Genomic DNA, 20,094 nt, shown 5'->3' with positions numbered 1-20,094 from the left:
AAGCGCGGAAAATCAGCAGTCGGAAAAAAAGATCTAAAAAATACTTGTGCTAAAAAATGGGATCCCTATAATGCGCCTCCATCGACACGGCGGATGTGAATCACTTCACACAACAAGCGGTTCGGTTGAAGAGAAAAATTCTGAAATAACGGGTTGACTCTGAAAGAGGAAAGCGTAATATACGCCACCTCGCAACGGTGAGCGAAAGCCGCGTTGCAACTGCTCTTTAACAATTTATCAGACAATCTGTGTGGGCACTCAAAGTGACATGGATTCTTAACGTCGCAAGACGAAAAATGAATACCAAGTCTCTGAGTGAACATACGTAATTCATTACGAAGTTTAATTCACGAGCATCAAACTTAAATTGAAGAGTTTGATCATGGCTCAGATTGAACGCTGGCGGCAGGCCTAACACATGCAAGTCGAGCGGTAGCACAGAGAGCTTGCTCTCGGGTGACGAGCGGCGGACGGGTGAGTAATGTCTGGGAAACTGCCTGATGGAGGGGGATAACTACTGGAAACGGTAGCTAATACCGCATAACGTCGCAAGACCAAAGAGGGGGACCTTCGGGCCTCTTGCCATCAGATGTGCCCAGATGGGATTAGCTAGTAGGTGGGGTAACGGCTCACCTAGGCGACGATCCCTAGCTGGTCTGAGAGGATGACCAGCCACACTGGAACTGAGACACGGTCCAGACTCCTACGGGAGGCAGCAGTGGGGAATATTGCACAATGGGCGCAAGCCTGATGCAGCCATGCCGCGTGTATGAAGAAGGCCTTCGGGTTGTAAAGTACTTTCAGCGGGGAGGAAGGCGATAAGGTTAATAACCTTGTCGATTGACGTTACCCGCAGAAGAAGCACCGGCTAACTCCGTGCCAGCAGCCGCGGTAATACGGAGGGTGCAAGCGTTAATCGGAATTACTGGGCGTAAAGCGCACGCAGGCGGTCTGTCAAGTCGGATGTGAAATCCCCGGGCTCAACCTGGGAACTGCATTCGAAACTGGCAGGCTAGAGTCTTGTAGAGGGGGGTAGAATTCCAGGTGTAGCGGTGAAATGCGTAGAGATCTGGAGGAATACCGGTGGCGAAGGCGGCCCCCTGGACAAAGACTGACGCTCAGGTGCGAAAGCGTGGGGAGCAAACAGGATTAGATACCCTGGTAGTCCACGCCGTAAACGATGTCGACTTGGAGGTTGTGCCCTTGAGGCGTGGCTTCCGGAGCTAACGCGTTAAGTCGACCGCCTGGGGAGTACGGCCGCAAGGTTAAAACTCAAATGAATTGACGGGGGCCCGCACAAGCGGTGGAGCATGTGGTTTAATTCGATGCAACGCGAAGAACCTTACCTACTCTTGACATCCAGAGAACTTTCCAGAGATGGATTGGTGCCTTCGGGAACTCTGAGACAGGTGCTGCATGGCTGTCGTCAGCTCGTGTTGTGAAATGTTGGGTTAAGTCCCGCAACGAGCGCAACCCTTATCCTTTGTTGCCAGCGGTTAGGCCGGGAACTCAAAGGAGACTGCCAGTGATAAACTGGAGGAAGGTGGGGATGACGTCAAGTCATCATGGCCCTTACGAGTAGGGCTACACACGTGCTACAATGGCGCATACAAAGAGAAGCGACCTCGCGAGAGCAAGCGGACCTCATAAAGTGCGTCGTAGTCCGGATTGGAGTCTGCAACTCGACTCCATGAAGTCGGAATCGCTAGTAATCGTAGATCAGAATGCTACGGTGAATACGTTCCCGGGCCTTGTACACACCGCCCGTCACACCATGGGAGTGGGTTGCAAAAGAAGTAGGTAGCTTAACCTTCGGGAGGGCGCTTACCACTTTGTGATTCATGACTGGGGTGAAGTCGTAACAAGGTAACCGTAGGGGAACCTGCGGTTGGATCACCTCCTTACCTTAAAGAACCTGCCTTTGTAGTGCTCACACAGATTGTCTGATGAATGATGAACTTCTGAATGTACTTTTGAGTGCATTAAGAAGTTTTGCTCTTTAAAAATCTGGATCAAGCTGAAAATTGAAACGACACACATGTTATGTGTGTTCGAGTCTCTCAAATTTTCGCAATCAGAAGTGAAACATCTTCGGGTTGTGAGGTTAAGCGACTAAGCGTACACGGTGGATGCCCTGGCAGTCAGAGGCGATGAAGGACGTGCTAATCTGCGAAAAGCGCCGGCGAGGTGATATGAACCTTTGACCCGGCGATGTCCGAATGGGGAAACCCAGTGCAATTCGTTGCACTATCGTTAACTGAATACATAGGTTAACGAGGCGAACCGGGGGAACTGAAACATCTAAGTACCCCGAGGAAAAGAAATCAACCGAGATTCCCCCAGTAGCGGCGAGCGAACGGGGAGCAGCCCAGAGTCTGAATCAGCTTGTGTGTTAGTGGAACGGTCTGGAAAGTCCGGCGATACAGGGTGACAGCCCCGTACACGAAAGCACACAGGCTGTGAACTCGAAGAGTAGGGCGGGACACGTGGTATCCTGTCTGAATATGGGGGGACCATCCTCCAAGGCTAAATACTCCTGACTGACCGATAGTGAACCAGTACCGTGAGGGAAAGGCGAAAAGAACCCCGGCGAGGGGAGTGAAAAAGAACCTGAAACCGTGTACGTACAAGCAGTGGGAGCACCTTCGTGGTGTGACTGCGTACCTTTTGTATAATGGGTCAGCGACTTATATTCTGTAGCAAGGTTAACCGTATAGGGGAGCCGAAGGGAAACCGAGTCTTAACTGGGCGTTAAGTTGCAGGGTATAGACCCGAAACCCGGTGATCTAGCCATGGGCAGGTTGAAGGTTGGGTAACACTAACTGGAGGACCGAACCGACTAATGTTGAAAAATTAGCGGATGACTTGTGGCTGGGGGTGAAAGGCCAATCAAACCGGGAGATAGCTGGTTCTCCCCGAAAGCTATTTAGGTAGCGCCTCGTGAACTCATCTTCGGGGGTAGAGCACTGTTTCGGCTAGGGGGCCATCCCGGCTTACCAACCCGATGCAAACTACGAATACCGAAGAATGTTATCACGGGAGACACACGGCGGGTGCTAACGTCCGTCGTGAAGAGGGAAACAACCCAGACCGCCAGCTAAGGTCCCAAAGTCATGGTTAAGTGGGAAACGATGTGGGAAGGCACAGACAGCCAGGATGTTGGCTTAGAAGCAGCCATCATTTAAAGAAAGCGTAATAGCTCACTGGTCGAGTCGGCCTGCGCGGAAGATGTAACGGGGCTAAACCATGCACCGAAGCTGCGGCAGCGACGCTTATGCGTTGTTGGGTAGGGGAGCGTTCTGTAAGCCGTTGAAGGTGTGCTGTGAGGCATGCTGGAGGTATCAGAAGTGCGAATGCTGACATAAGTAACGATAAAGCGGGTGAAAAGCCCGCTCGCCGGAAGACCAAGGGTTCCTGTCCAACGTTAATCGGGGCAGGGTGAGTCGACCCCTAAGGCGAGGCCGAAAGGCGTAGTCGATGGGAAACAGGTTAATATTCCTGTACTTGGTGTTACTGCGAAGGGGGGACGGAGAAGGCTATGTTAGCCGGGCGACGGTTGTCCCGGTTTAAGCATGTAGGCGGAGGTTCCAGGTAAATCCGGTACCTTATTAACGCTGAGGTGTGATGACGAGGCACTACGGTGCTGAAGTAACAAATGCCCTGCTTCCAGGAAAAGCCTCTAAGCATCAGGTAACACGAAATCGTACCCCAAACCGACACAGGTGGTCAGGTAGAGAATACCAAGGCGCTTGAGAGAACTCGGGTGAAGGAACTAGGCAAAATGGTGCCGTAACTTCGGGAGAAGGCACGCTGATATGTAGGTGAAGCCCCTGCGGGTGGAGCTGAAATCAGTCGAAGATACCAGCTGGCTGCAACTGTTTATTAAAAACACAGCACTGTGCAAACACGAAAGTGGACGTATACGGTGTGACGCCTGCCCGGTGCCGGAAGGTTAATTGATGGGGTTAGCGGCAACGCGAAGCTCTTGATCGAAGCCCCGGTAAACGGCGGCCGTAACTATAACGGTCCTAAGGTAGCGAAATTCCTTGTCGGGTAAGTTCCGACCTGCACGAATGGCGTAATGATGGCCAGGCTGTCTCCACCCGAGACTCAGTGAAATTGAACTCGCTGTGAAGATGCAGTGTACCCGCGGCAAGACGGAAAGACCCCGTGAACCTTTACTATAGCTTGACACTGAACACTGGTCCTTGATGTGTAGGATAGGTGGGAGGCTTTGAAGCGTGGACGCCAGTCTGCGTGGAGCCGACCTTGAAATACCACCCTTTAATGGCTGGTGTTCTAACGTAGACCCGTGATCCGGGTTGCGGACAGTGTCTGGTGGGTAGTTTGACTGGGGCGGTCTCCTCCCAAAGAGTAACGGAGGAGCACGAAGGTTAGCTAATCCTGGTCGGACATCAGGAGGTTAGTGCAATGGCATAAGCTAGCTTGACTGCGAGAGTGACGGCTCGAGCAGGTGCGAAAGCAGGTCATAGTGATCCGGTGGTTCTGAATGGAAGGGCCATCGCTCAACGGATAAAAGGTACTCCGGGGATAACAGGCTGATACCGCCCAAGAGTTCATATCGACGGCGGTGTTTGGCACCTCGATGTCGGCTCATCACATCCTGGGGCTGAAGTAGGTCCCAAGGGTATGGCTGTTCGCCATTTAAAGTGGTACGCGAGCTGGGTTTAGAACGTCGTGAGACAGTTCGGTCCCTATCTGCCGTGGGCGCTGGAGAATTGAGGGGGGCTGCTCCTAGTACGAGAGGACCGGAGTGGACGCATCACTGGTGTTCGGGTTGTCATGCCAATGGCACTGCCCGGTAGCTAAATGCGGAAAAGATAAGTGCTGAAAGCATCTAAGCACGAAACTTGCCCCGAGATGAGTTCTCCCTGACCCTTTAAGGGTCCTGAAGGAACGTTGAAGACTACGACGTTGATAGGTCGGGTGTGTAAGCGCAGCGATGCGTTGAGCTAACCGATACTAATGAACCGTGAGGCTTAACCTTACAACGCCGAAGCTGTTTCGGCGGATGAGACAGACACGATTTTCAGCCTGATACAGATTAACAGAATTTGCCTGGCGGCTTTAGCGCGGTGGTCCCACCTGACCCCATGCCGAACTCAGAAGTGAAACGCCGTAGCGCCGATGGTAGTGTGGGGTCTCCCCATGTGAGAGTAGGGAACTGCCAGGCATCAAATTTAGCGTGCTGATATGGCTCAGTTGGTAGAGCGCACCCTTGGTAAGGGTGAGGTCCCCAGTTCGACTCTGGGTATCAGCACCACTTTATACTTAGGTTAAAGTTCGGCAAGAAGTAAAAGAATTTGTCTGGCGGCTTTAGCGCGGTGGTCCCACCTGACCCCATGCCGAACTCAGAAGTGAAACGCCGTAGCGCCGATGGTAGTGTGGGGTCTCCCCATGTGAGAGTAGGGAACTGCCAGACATCAAATAAGTGAAAAGGCCATCCGAAAGGATGGCCTTTTTGCGTTTATGGGCGAAAAAAGGTAGGCCGGGTAAGGCGAAGCCTCCACCCGGCAGAGCAAACAACTAATGAATTACCTGTGACAGGAATGCTCGCGTACGTTCTGACTTCGGATGGGCAAAGAACTCATCCGGCGGCGCCTGTTCGACAATCTCACCACGGTCCATAAAGATCACCCGGTCGGCCACGGTTCGCGCAAACCCCATCTCATGTGTAACACAAAGCATGGTCATGCCGGATTGTGCCAGCCCAATCATGGTGTCCAGAACCTCTTTCACCATTTCCGGATCGAGGGCAGATGTCGGTTCATCAAACAGCATAATTTTCGGCTTCATACACAGCGAACGGGCGATAGCCACACGCTGCTGTTGGCCACCCGATATCTGGCCAGGGAACTTATTGGCATGCTCTGCGATACGTACGCGTTCCAGGTAGTGCATTGCCAACGCCTCCGCTTCCTTTTTCGGCATCTTTCGTACCCAAATCGGCGCAAGCGTACAGTTCTGCAGAACGGTCAGGTGCGGAAACAGATTAAAGTGCTGAAATACCATTCCTACTTCCTGACGTACGCGTTCGATATTGCGGATATCTTCATTCAGCTCGATACCATCAACCACAATGCGTCCTTGCTGATGTTCTTCAAGATGATTAATACAGCGAATGGTTGTGGATTTTCCGGAGCCCGAAGGGCCGCAAAGGACGATGCGTTCTCCCTGCTTTACCTTAAGATTAATGTCCCTCAGGACATGAAATTGTCCGTACCATTTATTCACATTTTCCAGCGTAATCATCGCGTCGGCGGGTGTCATAGTTATTTGGCTCATAATTTCCTCAGTGCGGTGTACGCCCGGTGTTAAAGCGCTTTTCCAGATGCTGGCTGTAGCGCGACATGCTAAAACAAAAGATCCAGTAGATCAGGGCAGCAAAGACATATCCTTCGGTGGACATACCCAGCCAGACAGGGTCAACGGTTGCCTGTTGCACGCTGCTAAAGAGATCGAACAATCCGATAATGATCACCAGGCTGGTATCCTTGAAGAGGGCAATGATCGTGTTGACCAGACCCGGAATGACCAGCTTGAGTGCTTGTGGAAGAATGACCAGTCCCTGCGTTTTCCAGTAACCGAGAGCCAGTGATTCCGCCGCTTCGTACTGGCCCTTAGGCAACGCTTGCAGACCACCACGTACAACTTCAGCGACATAGGCGGACTGGAAGAGAATCACCCCCACCAGGGCACGGATCAGCTTGTCGATGGTTGTTCCCTCTGCCATAAACAGCGGCAGCATGACTGATGACATAAACAGAACGGTGATAAGCGGTACGCCGCGCCAGAACTCAATGAAGATAACGGAGAGCACACGGACGATCGGCATTTTTGAACGCCGTCCCAGGGCCAGTAAAATCCCCCACGGTAAAGCACCGGCTATCCCCACTGAAGCGATAATCAGCGTCAGCGTCAGCCCGCCCCACTGGCGTGTTTCAACGCGTTCCAGTCCCAGGAAACCGCCATACAACAGTACCCAGACAATAATCGGATAAACTACGGCCCAGGCAGCAATATAGCGTCCAAGATGTGGCAGCTTTTTCCAGAACATAGCCGCGACAGAGAGCAGGCCGATAACCAGCGCCAGATTTATCCGCCAGCGCTGTTCATGGGGATACAATCCATACATGAACTGGCCGAAGCGCTCATGAATAAACACCCAGCAGGCGCCGGCTTTTGTGCAGTCAGCTCGGGTTGAACCGACCCAGTTGGCCTGTAAAAACGCCCAGTTCAGCAGGGGAGGAATCAATTCCCACATGAGCCACAGGCAGACAATCGTCAGCAGGCTGTTACTCCAGTTGGAGAACAGATTCTTACGCGCCCACAGAATGAAACGTCCACCTGTCGAGTTGGCAGGGCGCGAGGAGTGCGACAGTATCGCTTTTGTCATCATAGATCCTTAGCGCTCGACCAGTGCTATACGGCGGTTATAAAGGTTCATCAGCAGTGAAATCACCAGGCTGATGATCAGATAGACAGACATCGTGATGGCGATGGTTTCAATGGCTTGTCCGGTCTGGTTAAGCACGGTTCCGGCGAAGAGTGACACCATATCCGGATAACCAATCGCAGCGGCCAGCGACGAGTTTTTGACAATATTGAGATACTGGCTGGTCAGGGGAGGAATGATGACCCGTAAAGCCTGCGGAATAATGACCTGACGAAGCGTCACGGTATGGGGTAATCCCAGCGAGCGCGCCGCCTCGTGCTGCCCATAAGGAACGGCCTGGATCCCTGCACGGATAATCTCTGCGATAAACGCGGACGTATAAATCGACAGCGCCAGCGTCAGGGCTGCCAGCTCGGGAATTAATACCATTCCGCCCTGAAAGTTAAAGCCCCGCAGATGTGGAATATCCCAGTGCAAAGCGGCCCCAAACAGCCAGTGTGCAATTAGCGGGAGGCTAACGATCAGGACAACTGCCGTGGGCCAGGTTCTACGAAGCTGACCGGTTTTGATCTGATGCTTGCGGTTAAAACGGAATACCCCCGCAGAGAGCGCAAGCACTATCACAATCGCGCCGATAAAAGCGTACAGCCCTTCACCCGGCTGAGGAGAAGGAATGGACAACCCACGGTTACTCAGGAAGAACAGCTCAAACGCGTCGACGGCCTGGCGGGGACCGGGAAGGTTACGCAGTACGGCGAAATACCAGAAGAAGATCTGCAGGAGCGGGGGGATATTGCGGAACGTCTCGATGTAAACAGTCGACAGTTTCCGCAGAAGCCAGTTTTCAGAAAGACGCGCCAGGCCAATAAAGAAGCCCAGTATCGACGCGAAGACGATACAAAGCGCCGATACCAACAGCGTATTCAGTAAACCGACCACGAACACGCGTCCGTACGTGTCACCTTCCTGGTAATCAATAAGGTGCTGAACAATACCAAACCCCGCGCTGCGATCTAAAAACGCGAAACCGGAGGTAATGCCGCGGTTATTCAGGTTGGTGATGGTGTTATGGATGAGATACACGGCGATGAGAACAACCGCAACAATAGCAATAATCTGGAATAGCCAGGCGCGGACCGCGGGATGAGAAAAGGATAGCGATCCTTTTACGGCTGAGCGGCGATGGGACATAAAGAAACCTCAGTAACCATGACTCTGGAGTGGGCACTGCCGGAGCAGTGCCCGTTACAGCTATGACTTAACGTACTGGTGGTGCGTACTGAATACCGCCGTTGTTCCAGAGATTGTTCTGGCCGCGTTTGATCTTCAGCGGGCTTTCCGATCCCACGTTGCGCTCAAAGATCTCAGAGTAGTTGCCCACCTGTTTGATGATGTTGTAAGCCCACTTGTTATCCAGCTTCAGATCCTTGCCGAAATCACCTTCTTTACCGAGCAGGTGTGCCATATCCGGGTTGGATGGCTTAGCGGCTTTCTCATCAACGTTTTTAGAGTTGATGCCCATCTCTTCTGCGTTCAGCATGGCAAACAGCGTCCAGCGAACGATGGAGAACCAGTCTTCATCACCACGACGAACGACGGGGCCGAGAGGCTCTTTGGAGATGACTTCAGGCAGGACAATCCACTCTGCCGGGTTGCTCAGCTTAATGCGTAAGGCATACAGCTGTGACTGGTCAGAGGCCAGCGTGTCGCAACGGCCGGATTCCAGCGCTTTGGCCGATTCATCCGAGCGGTCGAATGTCACAGGGGTGTATTTCATGTTGTTTGCTTTGAAATAATCCGCGACGTTCAGCTCGGTATCGGTGCCCGCCTGGATACAAACGGTGGCGCCATCCAGTTCCTTGGCGCTTTTCAGGCCCGCTTTATTGTGGGTCAGGAAGCCGATGCCGTCATAATAGGTCACGCCCGTAAATGACATCCCCATGCCGGCATCACGGGAGGAAGTCCAGGTGGTATTACGGGAGAGCATGTCGACCTCACCGGACTGCAGCGCCGTAAAGCGTTCTTTCGCCGTCAGCGGGGTATATTTTACTTTGCTGTCATCGCCAAAAACGGCGGCTGCAACGCCACGGCAGACATCCACATCAATACCGGTAAATTTGCCGTTCGCATCGGCATAAGAGAAGCCAGGCAAACCGTCACTGATACCACATTGAACAAAACCTTTCTTTTTAACGGCATCCAGTGTCGTTCCCGCATGGGCTTGACCGGCTACGGCAAACAACATGCCTGCAGCGGCCAGGCTGGCTATCATCGTCTTTTTCATAATGCATCCTGTGTGGCGAAATTTATCGTTATAGAGGCGTTTTTAAACGCTTTACCTGTCTGTGGCTTTGGCCAACGTTTATAAAGCAAACGTAATGCCAGTTTTGCGTTCGACAAAATAAGAGACGAGTGAACGCTTAATGCTGAGTGTAGACAGGCTTAAATAAAACGAGCGCCCCAGAACGGTGCGAAATTACAACCTGTGCCACAAATCGGAGCAAAAGTTGCGAGTTGGGTCAGGAAAAAGAAGATATAGTTTTCAGCGTGAATATTGGCAGGGTATTCAATAATCTTAATGTGTGAAAATCATCACGATAGAATAAGTAATTTGAATGAGTATGCGAAAAAGTTGTGACTGACTTCAGGCTTAGATTAATTTAGTGAATATTTACAGGGCTATTTTTTTACTTATTTGAAAATACTGCACTCATTAAAAGCAAAAGCGCGGCCAGAGCCGCGCTTTCTTAACAGATGTTACTTCGTCAGGGCAACAATACCCAGCGTCAGACCCGCTACTGCGGCAGCACCGCCGGCGATAGCACCCGCAGTCTCCCAGTTATCCTGGGTGGTGCCTTTCATACAGGTATTGGTATGAACCAGTCGGCCCTGGTCGTCGTAAACCGGTACACATGGAGAATCGTGCGCGCAACCAGCAAGCAGCGCAGCGAGAAGTGCAACGGAAATGAATCTTTTCATGATGTTACCTCAGTATTATTTCTCATCCGCTATAAAGCCAGGAGGGCTATTAACGAACTGGAGGTTATTTTATCACCGGGGTAAGTCCTCGTTACACGAGGAATAATCTCAAATTATGTAGTTTGTAAAAATCGTGGAGAAAAGTCGGTTTCAGGAGGAATTAATGGAGAAATTATGGAGTTGCAAGAGACTGTTTTTACTTAATGCAAATCATCATATTCTTAATGCTTCCTTTATGTAAAACCTAATTCGTTGTTTAAGTTAAAAATAAAAAGGCACCAGAGGTGCCTTTTCAGGGAAACATTAACCTTTATGGTGAGTAAACCGTCGCCGAACAACCACAAAGAAAACGGGCACGAAGAAAATCGCCAGAAGCGTTGCGGAAAGCATTCCCCCCATAACGCCCGTACCGACGGCGTTTTGCGCGCCGCTCCCGGCCCCGGTGCTGATCACCAGCGGCATGACGCCTAGAATAAAGGCCAGGGATGTCATCAGGATCGGTCGAAGGCGCATCCTGGAAGCTTCCAGCGTGGCTTCAATAATGCCTTTGCCTTCTTTATCCATCAGGTCTTTAGCAAATTCGACGATCAGGATGGCGTTTTTCGCCGATAAACCAATCGTCGTCAGCAGGCCGACCTGGAAATAGACGTCATTGTTTAACCCGCGCAGCGACGCTGCGAGAAGAGCCCCAATGACCCCAAGCGGCACAACCAGCATAACGGAGAACGGAATGGACCAGCTTTCATACAGCGCAGCAAGGCACAGGAACACCACGATCAGTGAAATGGCGTACAGGGCAGGCGCCTGGTTACCCGAGAGCCGCTCCTGATAAGACATCCCCGTCCAGTCATAGCCGATGCCGGAAGGCAGTTTTGCCGCGAGACTTTCCATCATAGCCATGGCCTCACCGGTGCTTTTACCCGGGGCTGATTCACCCAGGATCTCCATAGAGGGCATCCCGTTATAGCGTTCCAGACGAGGTGAACCATACACCCAGCGAGTGTTGCTGAAGGCGGAGAACGGGACCATTTCCCCATTCGCGCTGCGCACGTAAAGGTTGTTAATATCTCCCGGCAACATACGGAATTTTGCGTCGGCCTGTACGTAGACCTTTTTCACTCGGCCATGATCGATAAAGTCATTCACATAGGTGCCACCTAAGGCCGTCGAAATCGTCTGGTTGACGTCAGAAAGGCTGACGCCCAGCGCCTGCGCTTTCTCCTGATCGACATCCAGCTTGAACTGAGGCGTATCTTCAAGACCGTTAGGGCGCACGCGAACCAGCAGGTCAGGGTGCTCATGCACCATGCTGAGCAGTTGGTTACGCGCCTGCGTCAGCTGGGTATGCCCCAGGTTGGCCTGATCGATCAATTCAAAATCGAAGCCCGTGGCGGTACCCAGTTCGATAATTGCAGGCAGGTTAAACGGGAACACGAGGCCATCTGTAATTTGACTGAAGGCTTTTGTCGCGCGACCCACAATGGCTTCAACGCCGTTTTCCGCCCCCGGGCGCTCCTCCCAGGGCTTCAGGCTGACGAAGGCGATACCGGCGTTCTGACCCTGGCCGCTAAAGCTAAAGCCGTTTACGGTAAAGACGGATTCCACGTTCGCCTTTTCGTTGTTCAGATAGTAATCCTGAACCTGATCGAGGACCTGCTGAGTACGCGTCTGGGTTGCACCCGCCGGGAGTTGAACCATCGTCATAAACACCCCCTGATCCTCTTCGGGCAGGAAGGAGGTAGGCAAGCGCAGGAAGAGCACCGCCATCCCACCGACGATAATGACGTACACCGCCAGATAGCGCCCTGTCTTACGCAAAATACCGCTCACGCTGTTGCTGTAGTGCTCCACGCTTTTATCAAAGAGCGCATTAAACCAGCCGAAGAAGCCACCTTTCTTCTCATGATGGTCGCCGGATACGGGCTTAAGCAACGTTGCGCAGAGTGCGGGCGTAAGGATTAGCGCAACCAGTACGGACAACGCCATAGCGGAAACGATAGTCAGCGAGAACTGACGATAGATCGCCCCCGTCGAGCCGCCAAAAAAGGCCATCGGAATAAAGACCGCCGAGAGCACCATGGCGATCCCCACCAGTGCACCCTGGATCTGCTCCATCGACTTCTGCGTGGCCTCTTTCGGCGGCAGTTTGTCTTCGACCATGACGCGTTCAACGTTCTCAACGACCACGATAGCATCATCGACCAGCAGACCTATCGCCAGCACCATACCGAACATCGTCAGGGTGTTGATGGAGAAACCGAATGCCGCCAGAACCGCAAAGGTACCCAGCAGAACGACCGGCACCGCGATAGTCGGGATGAGCGTCGCCCGCAGGTTTTGCAGGAACAGGTACATGACCAGGAAGACGAGAATGATTGCTTCAAACAGGGTCTTCACCACTTCGTGAATGGAGATTTTCACAAAAGGGGTGGTGTCATAGGGATAGACAACTTTCAGCCCCTGCGGGAAGAACTGCTGCAGTTGCGCCAGCTTGCTCTTAATGGCTGCCGCGGTGTCCAGCGCATTTGCCCCGGTTGCCAGCTTAATCCCCAGGCCGGTTGCCGCCTGCCCGTTGATTTTAGTGACCATGTTGTAGTTTTCGCCACCCAGCTCAATACGAGCCACGTCCTTCAGATGAACCATCGAGCCGTCCTGATTCACCTTGAGCGTCACGCGGCCAAACTCTTCCGGTGATTTCAGGCGGGTTTGCGCGATGATTGAGGCATTCAGCTGTTGCCCGGGAATGGACGGCGTTCCGCCCAGCTGGCCTGCCGCTATCTGGTCGTTCTGCGTTTTCAGCTGGTTGATAATATCCTGCGGCGTCAGCTGGTATTTGTTCATCGCGTTGCTGTCGAGCCAGATGCGCATCGCATACTGAGCGCCAAACAGCTGAACGTCACCGACGCCAGACGTTCGGCTGATGGCATCTTTGACGTTCGAAGCGACATAGTCAGAGATGTCATTCTGCGTGAGATTTTTGTTGTCTGAAACAAAGCCAGCGACCAGCAGGAAGCTGCTGCTGGATTTCTCCACGCCAATCCCTTGCTGCTGAACCTCTTGCGGCAGCAGCGGCATGGCGAGCTGCAGCTTGTTCTGCACCTGTACCTGGGCGATGTCCGGATCGGTTCCTGACTCGAAGGTCAGGGTGATGGTGACGTTACCCGCCGAATCGCTGGTGGAGGACATATACATCAGCTTATCGATACCGTTCATGTTCTGTTCGATAACCTGGGTCACGGTATCCTGCACCGTTTGAGCGTCCGCTCCCGGGTAAGTCGCGGATATCGCCACGGCGGGAGGAGCAATGGTCGGATACTGTGCGACGGGAAGTTTGAGAATGGCCAGCCCGCCTGCAATCATCAAAATGATGGCAAGTACCCAGGCGAAAACCGGTCTCTGAATAAAGAAATTAGCCATGTCGTCGTCCCTTAACCGGCTGGCGTCGTGGTGATATCAGGCGTGGCGACGACGGTTACCCCGGGTCTGACTTTCTGTAGCCCGCTGACTATCACGCGGTCACCGTTTTTCAGCCCTTCCGTCACCAGCCAGCGATCGCCAATTGCCTGAGGGGCCACGACGGTTCGCGGCTCAACCTGGTTTTTATCGTTCACCACCAGCACGGTTGCATCGCCTCGCGGTGTACGGGTCACGCCTTGCTGTGGTACCAGAATCGCCTCCGGCTGGGTGCCTTCATCAATGCGGGCGCGAACGAACATGCCGGGTAACAACAGATGCTGAGGGTTCCGGAAAATGGCGCGCAGGGTGATCGAGCCGGTACTTTCATCGACCGTGACGTCAGAGAACTGCAATGTGCCTTTTAGCGGGTAGGGCTGCCCGTTCTCCATCAGCAGCTCAACGTTGCTGGCGATATCACCTTTTTGCAGGCTCGTCTGTTTCAGGTGCATAAAATCATTACTGGACTGGGTGACATCAACATAAATCGGATCGAGCAGCTGGACCGTTGCCAGCGCTGCGGCTTGCCCGTTCGTCACCAGCGCCCCTTCGGTCACGCTGGATTTCCCGATACGACCATCAACCGGAGAGGTCACTTTGGTGTAGGCAAGGTTGATACGTGCGCTCTCAACACCCGCTTTTGCGGCAACCACGCTGGCATCTGCCTGCTGAGCCGTCGCCACGGCCTGGTCATACTCCTGCTTACTGACATACTGGGTGCCTACCAGCGGGAGATAACGTTTCACCGTCAGGTGCGCAATATTGGCCGCCGCCTGAGCCTTCGCCAGTTCGCCTTTCGCGCTGTCATAGGCTGCCTGATAGGGCGCAGGATCAATCTGGTAAAGTGACTCGCCCGCTTTTACATCGCTACCCTCCGCGAAGTTACGGCGCAGGATAATGCCGCTAACCTGAGGACGAACCTCCGCAACGCGAAATGCATCTGTTCTGCCCGGGAGTTCAGTGGTGACCGCCAGAGGCGCGCTTTTCACAATATGCACGCTGACCTGAGGCGCCTGCTGGTGTTGCTGTTGATTTTCCTGACCATCGCATCCAGTGAGCAGTACCGCGCAGACAATGAAACCGGATAAGGGCAAACGTCTGAAATGATTCGTCATTACTGTTCCTTTAAATACCCATTCACCGATATATGCCGCGAATCGGTAGCAGGGGCAGAGGGATAAAAATAAAATGTAGCTGCGTATAATAATGAGGGTATTTAATGTTTTTTAATTTATAAGTGCGAATGACCATGCTTGTAGAAAAAATCAGAATCAGACTGGGTCCATTCAGGGATATACTTCAGGCATGTTAATCAGGTAAATGAGTTTAATGTTTTTAATTATTCACTCCGCCAATTTAATTGGAACAATATATTTATATTGATTATAAATTAAGAGGGGTGACTTTTTTTGTGCAAAATTAAAACGGCTTTTAGTGAATACTTACATTTGCATGAACGCAATATTATTTTTAAACCTTGTGAGTAACGAGTAGTTGCCTATGGCGCGTAAAAAGAAAGAAGAGGCTCAACAAACCCGGCAGCAGCTGATTGAGGCGGCTATTGAACAGTTTGCGACGCGGGGCGTAGCCAGCACGACGCTGACGGATATCGCTGATGCTGCTAAGGTGACGCGCGGCGCGATCTACTGGCACTTCACCAGTAAATCTGAAATATTTAATGCCATCTGGGAACAGCAATTACCGCTTCGCGAGATTATTCACGACAGGCTTTCCTTTTCCGATAGTGACGATCCATTGTTAAAACTTCGTGAGCAATTTATTACTGCGCTTCAGTATATTGCCCATGAACCCCGGCAATGTGCGCTTTTACAAATTCTGTATCATAAGTGTGAATTTAGCAGCGATATGATTTCTGAACGTGAAATTAGAAAGCGTATCGGATTCAACGAAGACACGCTACGCGCCGCGCTGGAGACCTGTATTTCGCGAAACATCATTTCGCCACAGGTGAATGTTGATCTCACCTTGATTGTATTTCACGGTTTTTTTAGCGGAATAATTAAAAACTGGTTAATGAATAACGACAGTTTTAATCTTTATCAGCAGGCTCCCGCTCTGGTCGATAGCATACTGGCGACACTCCCGGTTATTCGCGTGTCGCCGGATGATGCTTACTGCTCAGCGCCGGGTAACATTTCCCCTCGGGCACAAAGTGCTTCTATGGTCTGCGCGCTGACGGGTTTACCTAACAGATAACCCTGAAGGGTGTTACAGCCCAGCTCGGTTAAAAAGGCTTGCTGCGCTTCGGTTTCCACACCTTCAGCCACAACTTTCAGGTTAAGTGTTTTAGCGAGAGCCACAATCGCTGAGACAATAGTGGCATCCTCGCTCTCGCCGCTGAGCTCTTGCACAAACGCCCTGTCGATTTTCAATTCACAGGCCGGTAAGCGCTTGAGGTACAGCAGGCTCGAATATCCGGTGCCAAAATCATCAATGGAGGCCTTCACCCCCGCATTCGTCAGCTCTGTCAGCACCCGTACGCTCTCATCCGGGTTGCTCATCGCCGTGGTTTCCGTCACTTCGAGGATCAACATTTCCGGTGGCACCTGATGAAGTGCCAGGCAGTCGAGAACCGTTTTAACCAGCGAAGGTTGTTCAAACTGCAGTGTCGACAGGTTTACCGCCATTGACCAGGTTTGATGTCCCTGAAGATGCCATTCCCGCAGCTGGCGACAGGCTTCATTAATCACCCAGTTGCCAATCGGGACGATCAGCCCCGTTTTTTCCGCCAGCGGCAGAAAAAGGTCCGGCGTCAGTAACCCTTGCTTAGGATGCTGCCAGCGCAACAGCGCCTCGAATCCGAGGACCGGGCCCGCCGGGGCGTGAAATTTTGGCTGATACAGCAGGCGCAGCTCATTGCGATCGATCGCCATCCACAAATCGTTCATTAACTGGAGATGGGTCTGCGCCAGGGTGTTCATGGAGGGCTGGAAGAAGTGGTAACCGTTACGGCCCATATGCTTCGTGTGATACATCGCCGCGTCGGCGTTAAACATCAGCTCACGCTCGGTTTTGCCGTCGTGAGGGTACAGCGCGATACCAATGCTGAGGGTCACCACCAGTTCATAGGGGCTGAGATTGAAGGGGCTATCGATCGCGCGCACCAGCGAATTCGCCAGCGATGCCGCGTCGTCCGGACCTTCTCCCTCTGCCAGCAGAACAAATTCATCACCGCCGATGCGTGCAAGGGTGAACTGGCCCTTCAGGAGAAGCAGCAGGCGCTGCGTAACGGCGACCAGCAGCCTGTCACCGACATCATGGCCGTAGGCGTCATTGATAGCTTTAAAGCCGTCAAGATCCATGAACATCAGGGCAAAGTGATTCCCTTCACGATCGGCTTTGCTGATGGCCTGATCGAGTCTGTCTTCCAGCAGGATACGGTTGGGCAGACGCGTCAGGGTATCGTGTAGCGCCAGCTGAGCGAGTTCCCGGTTAGCTTCTGCCAGCGACGAGGCCAGAAGGGCGGTACGTGCCTGAAGGCGGGCATCCAGCATCGACACCAGCAGGGTGATCCCAAGAATAGAGAGCGCGACGACGCTGACCAGCACCGCCAGCCAGCTCCCGTTAATCCCCTCATGGTGAACCATTGTGGACATCGGAAACTGCGCCGCTTTCATCCCGGCATAGTGCATGCCGGCAATGGCAATTCCCATCGTGATGGCGGCACCCATGCGCATCAGCACGACCTGCGCGGCTTCGCGACGCAGGCGGAAGGTCAGCCATAATGCCGCGAGTGAAGCGGCAAGCGCAATCACGACCGAAATGGCCACCCAGACCTTGTCCCAGATTATCCCGGGCATCACCTCCAGCGCCGCCATGCCGGTGTAATGCATGGCCACAATACCGCTTCCCATTACCAGCGCGCCGGGCAGCAGTCGGCGCAGGCGTAGTTGCTCGCAGCTCACAAGCCATAGCGCAAACAGCGACGAACCCACGGCGATGACCATGGATAGCACCGTCAGGGTGGCGTTGTAGCTCATGCTCATGGAGAGGTCCATTGCCAGCATGCCGATAAAATGCATGGCCCAGACGCCAATCCCCATAGCAATACCGCCGCCAGCCAGCCAGACGCGGGCTGCGACGCCCTCACTCCCGGCGACGCGTGCAGCCATGTTCAGCGCGGTATACGCAGCAAGAATGGCAACAACAAAGGAGAGGACGACAAGGATAGGGTTGTATTGGCTGACCAGCATGGACGGTTCTACTCGAGTGTGGGGTTACGCTAGAGCGGTTGAGAAGGGCGAGACATTATCACCGTCAGGTAATGGCTCAAAGGGATTTAAATCCCCGTTTTTAGTGGGTAATAACGGGGTGATTTGCGCAATCGGGCGGTTAGTCGAGCTCTGAGCAGTTCACGAGTTTCAGCGGATTGACGGAGTTCATATTGCGACACTTATCGGTTTCGGTGCTCATCAGTTCAATCAACTGCATAAGGAGTGTATCGAAAATGAGAACGGAGATTGCAAAGACAACCAGCCACCAGTATTTACGAATCATTGTGTCATTCCGCGAGAAAATCGCCAGTAAGGTGGGGGAAATATACACGAAAAACTGGGGTTGAAAAGCAGGAGAGGCGAAGGTTTACAATGCGTTGACGGAGAAGCGCAGGTAATAAAAAAGGCGCTTCCCCATGCCGAAGAGCGCCTTTTTAAACAAGCATTTAACTGATTAGTATCAGTTCATGCCGTATTTTTTCAGTTTCTTACGCAGAGTACCACGGTTGATACCCATCATCAGCGCAGCGCGGGTTTGGTTACCGCGGGTGTATTGCATCACCATGTCCAACAGTGGCTGTTCAACTTCAGCCAGTACCAGCTCATACAGATCATTAACATCCTGACCATTCAGTTGAGCAAAATAGTTCTTCAGTGCCTGTTTAACCGAGTCACGCAGGGGCTTTTGAGTTACCTGGTCCTGAGAGTTAACGGTAGAAACGGTCAGTACGTCAGAATTTACGCGTTGTTCGAACATAGTTCTGTCAGCTCTTTATTTCATTACGCAAGATTTTCGAAGTATGCCTCCAACGCCTCCAGCTGTACGCTGGCATCCTCTATGGCGTTGAATGTGCGCCGAAACTGGTCATCTGGAGCGTGCTCCTGGAGATACCAGGAGACGTGTTTACGCGCAATTCGGTACCCTTTTGCCTGACCGTAGTGGTCATGCAGTTCCCGAACATGCGAACAAAGCAAGCGCTTAACCTCTGCCAGAGGCAGCGGGGCAAGCAGCTCCCCAGTGTCCAGATAATGCTGGATTTCCCGGAAGATCCAGGGTCTTCCCTGAGCTGCACGTCCTATCATCAGAGCATCAGCTCCCGTATAGTCGAGTACAGCCCTGGCTTTAAGCGGGTCAGTTATGTCGCCATTCGCGATAATCGGAATGGAAACTTTCTGCTTAACTGCCCGAATGCTGTCGTATTCAGCTTCACCGTTGAACAAACAGGCGCGAGTGCGTCCATGGATGGTCAGGGCCTGAATGCCACAGTCTTCGGCCAGTTGGGCAATCTCTACACAGTTACGGTGTTCCGGCGACCAACCCGTGCGAATCTTCAACGTAACAGGAACGTCCACCGCGCTGACAACCGCCGTCAGGATAGCTTTCACCTGGTCGGGGTATTGCAGAAGGGCTGAACCTGCAAGCTTGCGATTCACCTTTTTGGCCGGGCACCCCATATTGATATCAATAATCTGGGCACCACTTTCCACGTTAATCCGCGCGGCATCTGCCATCTCTTCAGGCACGCTTCCGGCAATTTGCACGGTGCGGATACCTGGTTCATCAACGTGCACCATCCGAAGGCGGGATTTATCGCTTTCCCAAACCTGCGGGTTAGACGACATCATCTCGGATACGGTTAAACCGGCTCCCATCTCATAGCACAGCGTCCTGAACGGCCGGTCTGTAATACCTGCCATTGGGGCTGCGATCAGGCGATTTCTAAGCTGGTGGTGTCCGATGCGCATGAGTTAAGAAATGACCATACTGTGACTGCAAGGCGGCGTATATTACGCATTTTTTGCACGAGATGAAAGGCCAAACTTTGAACAATCCACTGTTGTAGATCAAGGAATCGCCGCCCAATCTTCACGTTAAAAATTATTCATTATTTAAATCATTAAGTTATATGATAATGGTTATTTTATGGGCGCTTACAATTTCCCGTAACTTCTCATCATTTCTGAATAAATGCGTCGCTGAAGCGGGATAATCTGCTGTTTTTAACAGCA

12 protein-coding genes, 1 tRNA gene and 4 rRNA genes are annotated in these 20,094 nt (G+C 52.5%); 6 read left to right on the top strand and 11 right to left on the bottom strand.

Features of this window, described 5'->3' with window-relative positions; translation table 11 throughout:
- Nucleotides 1-364: 364 nt before the first annotated feature.
- From NWV12_RS19935 to rrf (NWV12_RS19915), 5 genes are all read left to right on the top strand, one after another.
- Nucleotides 365-1,904, top strand: a 16S ribosomal RNA gene (locus NWV12_RS19935).
- A 198-nt stretch (nucleotides 1,905-2,102) separates the two neighbouring features.
- Nucleotides 2,103-5,008, top strand: a 23S ribosomal RNA gene (locus NWV12_RS19930).
- A gap of 70 nt (nucleotides 5,009-5,078) precedes the next feature.
- A 5S ribosomal RNA gene (gene rrf, locus NWV12_RS19925) occupies nucleotides 5,079-5,194 on the top strand.
- Nucleotides 5,195-5,208: 14 nt separating this feature from the next.
- Nucleotides 5,209-5,284: transfer RNA gene (locus NWV12_RS19920), tRNA-Thr, on the top strand.
- A gap of 43 nt (nucleotides 5,285-5,327) precedes the next feature.
- Nucleotides 5,328-5,443: ribosomal RNA gene (rrf, locus tag NWV12_RS19915) — 5S ribosomal RNA — on the top strand.
- The 16S, 23S and 5S rRNA genes sit together here with 1 tRNA gene alongside, the layout of an rRNA operon.
- A 104-nt stretch (nucleotides 5,444-5,547) precedes the next feature.
- Here the strand turns inward: rrf (NWV12_RS19915) and NWV12_RS19910 are convergent.
- From NWV12_RS19910 to NWV12_RS19880, 7 genes are all read right to left on the bottom strand, one after another.
- Nucleotides 5,548-6,306 (bottom strand): amino acid ABC transporter ATP-binding protein, encoded by a 759-nt coding sequence (locus tag NWV12_RS19910; protein WP_023309440.1) that lies wholly within the window; start codon nucleotides 6,304-6,306, stop codon nucleotides 5,548-5,550.
- Nucleotides 6,307-6,313: 7 nt separating this feature from the next.
- The gene (locus NWV12_RS19905; protein ID WP_048975681.1) at nucleotides 6,314-7,417 is read right to left on the bottom strand and encodes an amino acid ABC transporter permease; all 1,104 of its coding nucleotides are present in this window, start codon (nucleotides 7,415-7,417) and stop codon (nucleotides 6,314-6,316) included.
- Between the two features lie 9 nt (nucleotides 7,418-7,426).
- Nucleotides 7,427-8,608, bottom strand: coding sequence for an amino acid ABC transporter permease (locus NWV12_RS19900; protein ID WP_048981143.1), 1,182 nt, complete (start codon nucleotides 8,606-8,608; stop codon nucleotides 7,427-7,429).
- Between the two features lie 67 nt (nucleotides 8,609-8,675).
- Nucleotides 8,676-9,701, bottom strand: a complete 1,026-nt coding sequence (locus NWV12_RS19895; protein ID WP_023333654.1) for an amino acid ABC transporter substrate-binding protein — start codon at nucleotides 9,699-9,701, stop codon at nucleotides 8,676-8,678.
- Between the two features lie 473 nt (nucleotides 9,702-10,174).
- Entirely contained in the window at nucleotides 10,175-10,396 is a 222-nt protein-coding gene (locus tag NWV12_RS19890) for a lipoprotein (protein WP_008502867.1), read from the bottom strand.
- A 303-nt stretch (nucleotides 10,397-10,699) separates the two neighbouring features.
- Nucleotides 10,700-13,813: an efflux RND transporter permease subunit gene (locus NWV12_RS19885; RefSeq protein WP_101744691.1), complete on the bottom strand. Its 3,114-nt coding sequence runs from the start codon at nucleotides 13,811-13,813 to the stop codon at nucleotides 10,700-10,702.
- A gap of 11 nt (nucleotides 13,814-13,824) precedes the next feature.
- The gene (locus tag NWV12_RS19880) at nucleotides 13,825-14,964 is read right to left on the bottom strand and encodes an efflux RND transporter periplasmic adaptor subunit (RefSeq protein WP_048981147.1); all 1,140 of its coding nucleotides are present in this window, start codon (nucleotides 14,962-14,964) and stop codon (nucleotides 13,825-13,827) included.
- A 385-nt stretch (nucleotides 14,965-15,349) separates the two neighbouring features.
- Between NWV12_RS19880 and envR the strand changes: the two genes are divergently transcribed.
- Nucleotides 15,350-16,066: an acrEF/envCD operon transcriptional regulator gene (envR, locus tag NWV12_RS19875; RefSeq protein ID WP_048981149.1), complete on the top strand. Its 717-nt coding sequence runs from the start codon at nucleotides 15,350-15,352 to the stop codon at nucleotides 16,064-16,066.
- Here the strand turns inward: envR and NWV12_RS19870 are convergent.
- The 4 genes from NWV12_RS19870 to dusB all read right to left on the bottom strand — a co-directional run bounded on the left by NWV12_RS19870 (nucleotide 15,982) and on the right by dusB (nucleotide 19,830).
- The gene (locus NWV12_RS19870) at nucleotides 15,982-18,063 is read right to left on the bottom strand and encodes a bifunctional diguanylate cyclase/phosphodiesterase (protein WP_048981151.1); all 2,082 of its coding nucleotides are present in this window, start codon (nucleotides 18,061-18,063) and stop codon (nucleotides 15,982-15,984) included. The genes envR and NWV12_RS19870 overlap by 85 nt on opposite strands.
- A 139-nt stretch (nucleotides 18,064-18,202) precedes the next feature.
- Nucleotides 18,203-18,367, bottom strand: coding sequence for a DUF2556 family protein (locus NWV12_RS19865; protein ID WP_048981153.1), 165 nt, complete (start codon nucleotides 18,365-18,367; stop codon nucleotides 18,203-18,205).
- Between the two features lie 177 nt (nucleotides 18,368-18,544).
- Entirely contained in the window at nucleotides 18,545-18,841 is a 297-nt protein-coding gene (gene fis / locus NWV12_RS19860) for a DNA-binding transcriptional regulator Fis (protein ID WP_000462905.1), read from the bottom strand.
- Between the two features lie 23 nt (nucleotides 18,842-18,864).
- A complete protein-coding gene (gene dusB / locus NWV12_RS19855; protein WP_023309409.1) occupies nucleotides 18,865-19,830 on the bottom strand; it encodes a tRNA dihydrouridine synthase DusB in 966 nt (321 codons plus the stop codon).
- Between the last annotated feature and the right edge of the window lie 264 nt (nucleotides 19,831-20,094).

The sequence above is a fragment of the Enterobacter sp. Crenshaw genome (assembly GCF_024734705.1).
GTDB classification, from domain to species: domain Bacteria; phylum Pseudomonadota; class Gammaproteobacteria; order Enterobacterales; family Enterobacteriaceae; genus Enterobacter; species Enterobacter asburiae_B.
Note: the sequence above shows the minus strand (reverse complement) of the source record. Positions and strands in the feature narration are given on the sequence as shown.

Bases quoted from the DNA above. Each gene is read 5' to 3' on its own strand.
- NWV12_RS19910 (WP_023309440.1), bottom strand. From the start codon at position 6,306: ATGAGCCAAATAACTATGACACCCGCCGACGCGATGATTACGCTGGAA.
- NWV12_RS19905 (WP_048975681.1), bottom strand. From the start codon at position 7,417: ATGACAAAAGCGATACTGTCGCACTCCTCGCGCCCTGCCAACTCGACA.
- NWV12_RS19900 (WP_048981143.1), bottom strand. From the start codon at position 8,608: ATGTCCCATCGCCGCTCAGCCGTAAAAGGATCGCTATCCTTTTCTCAT.
- NWV12_RS19895 (WP_023333654.1), bottom strand. From the start codon at position 9,701: ATGAAAAAGACGATGATAGCCAGCCTGGCCGCTGCAGGCATGTTGTTT.
- NWV12_RS19890 (WP_008502867.1), bottom strand. From the start codon at position 10,396: ATGAAAAGATTCATTTCCGTTGCACTTCTCGCTGCGCTGCTTGCTGGT.
- NWV12_RS19885 (WP_101744691.1), bottom strand. From the start codon at position 13,813: ATGGCTAATTTCTTTATTCAGAGACCGGTTTTCGCCTGGGTACTTGCC.
- NWV12_RS19880 (WP_048981147.1), bottom strand. From the start codon at position 14,964: ATGACGAATCATTTCAGACGTTTGCCCTTATCCGGTTTCATTGTCTGC.
- envR (WP_048981149.1), top strand. From the start codon at position 15,350: ATGGCGCGTAAAAAGAAAGAAGAGGCTCAACAAACCCGGCAGCAGCTG.
- NWV12_RS19870 (WP_048981151.1), bottom strand. From the start codon at position 18,063: ATGCTGGTCAGCCAATACAACCCTATCCTTGTCGTCCTCTCCTTTGTT.
- NWV12_RS19865 (WP_048981153.1), bottom strand. From the start codon at position 18,367: ATGATTCGTAAATACTGGTGGCTGGTTGTCTTTGCAATCTCCGTTCTC.
- fis (WP_000462905.1), bottom strand. From the start codon at position 18,841: ATGTTCGAACAACGCGTAAATTCTGACGTACTGACCGTTTCTACCGTT.
- dusB (WP_023309409.1), bottom strand. From the start codon at position 19,830: ATGCGCATCGGACACCACCAGCTTAGAAATCGCCTGATCGCAGCCCCA.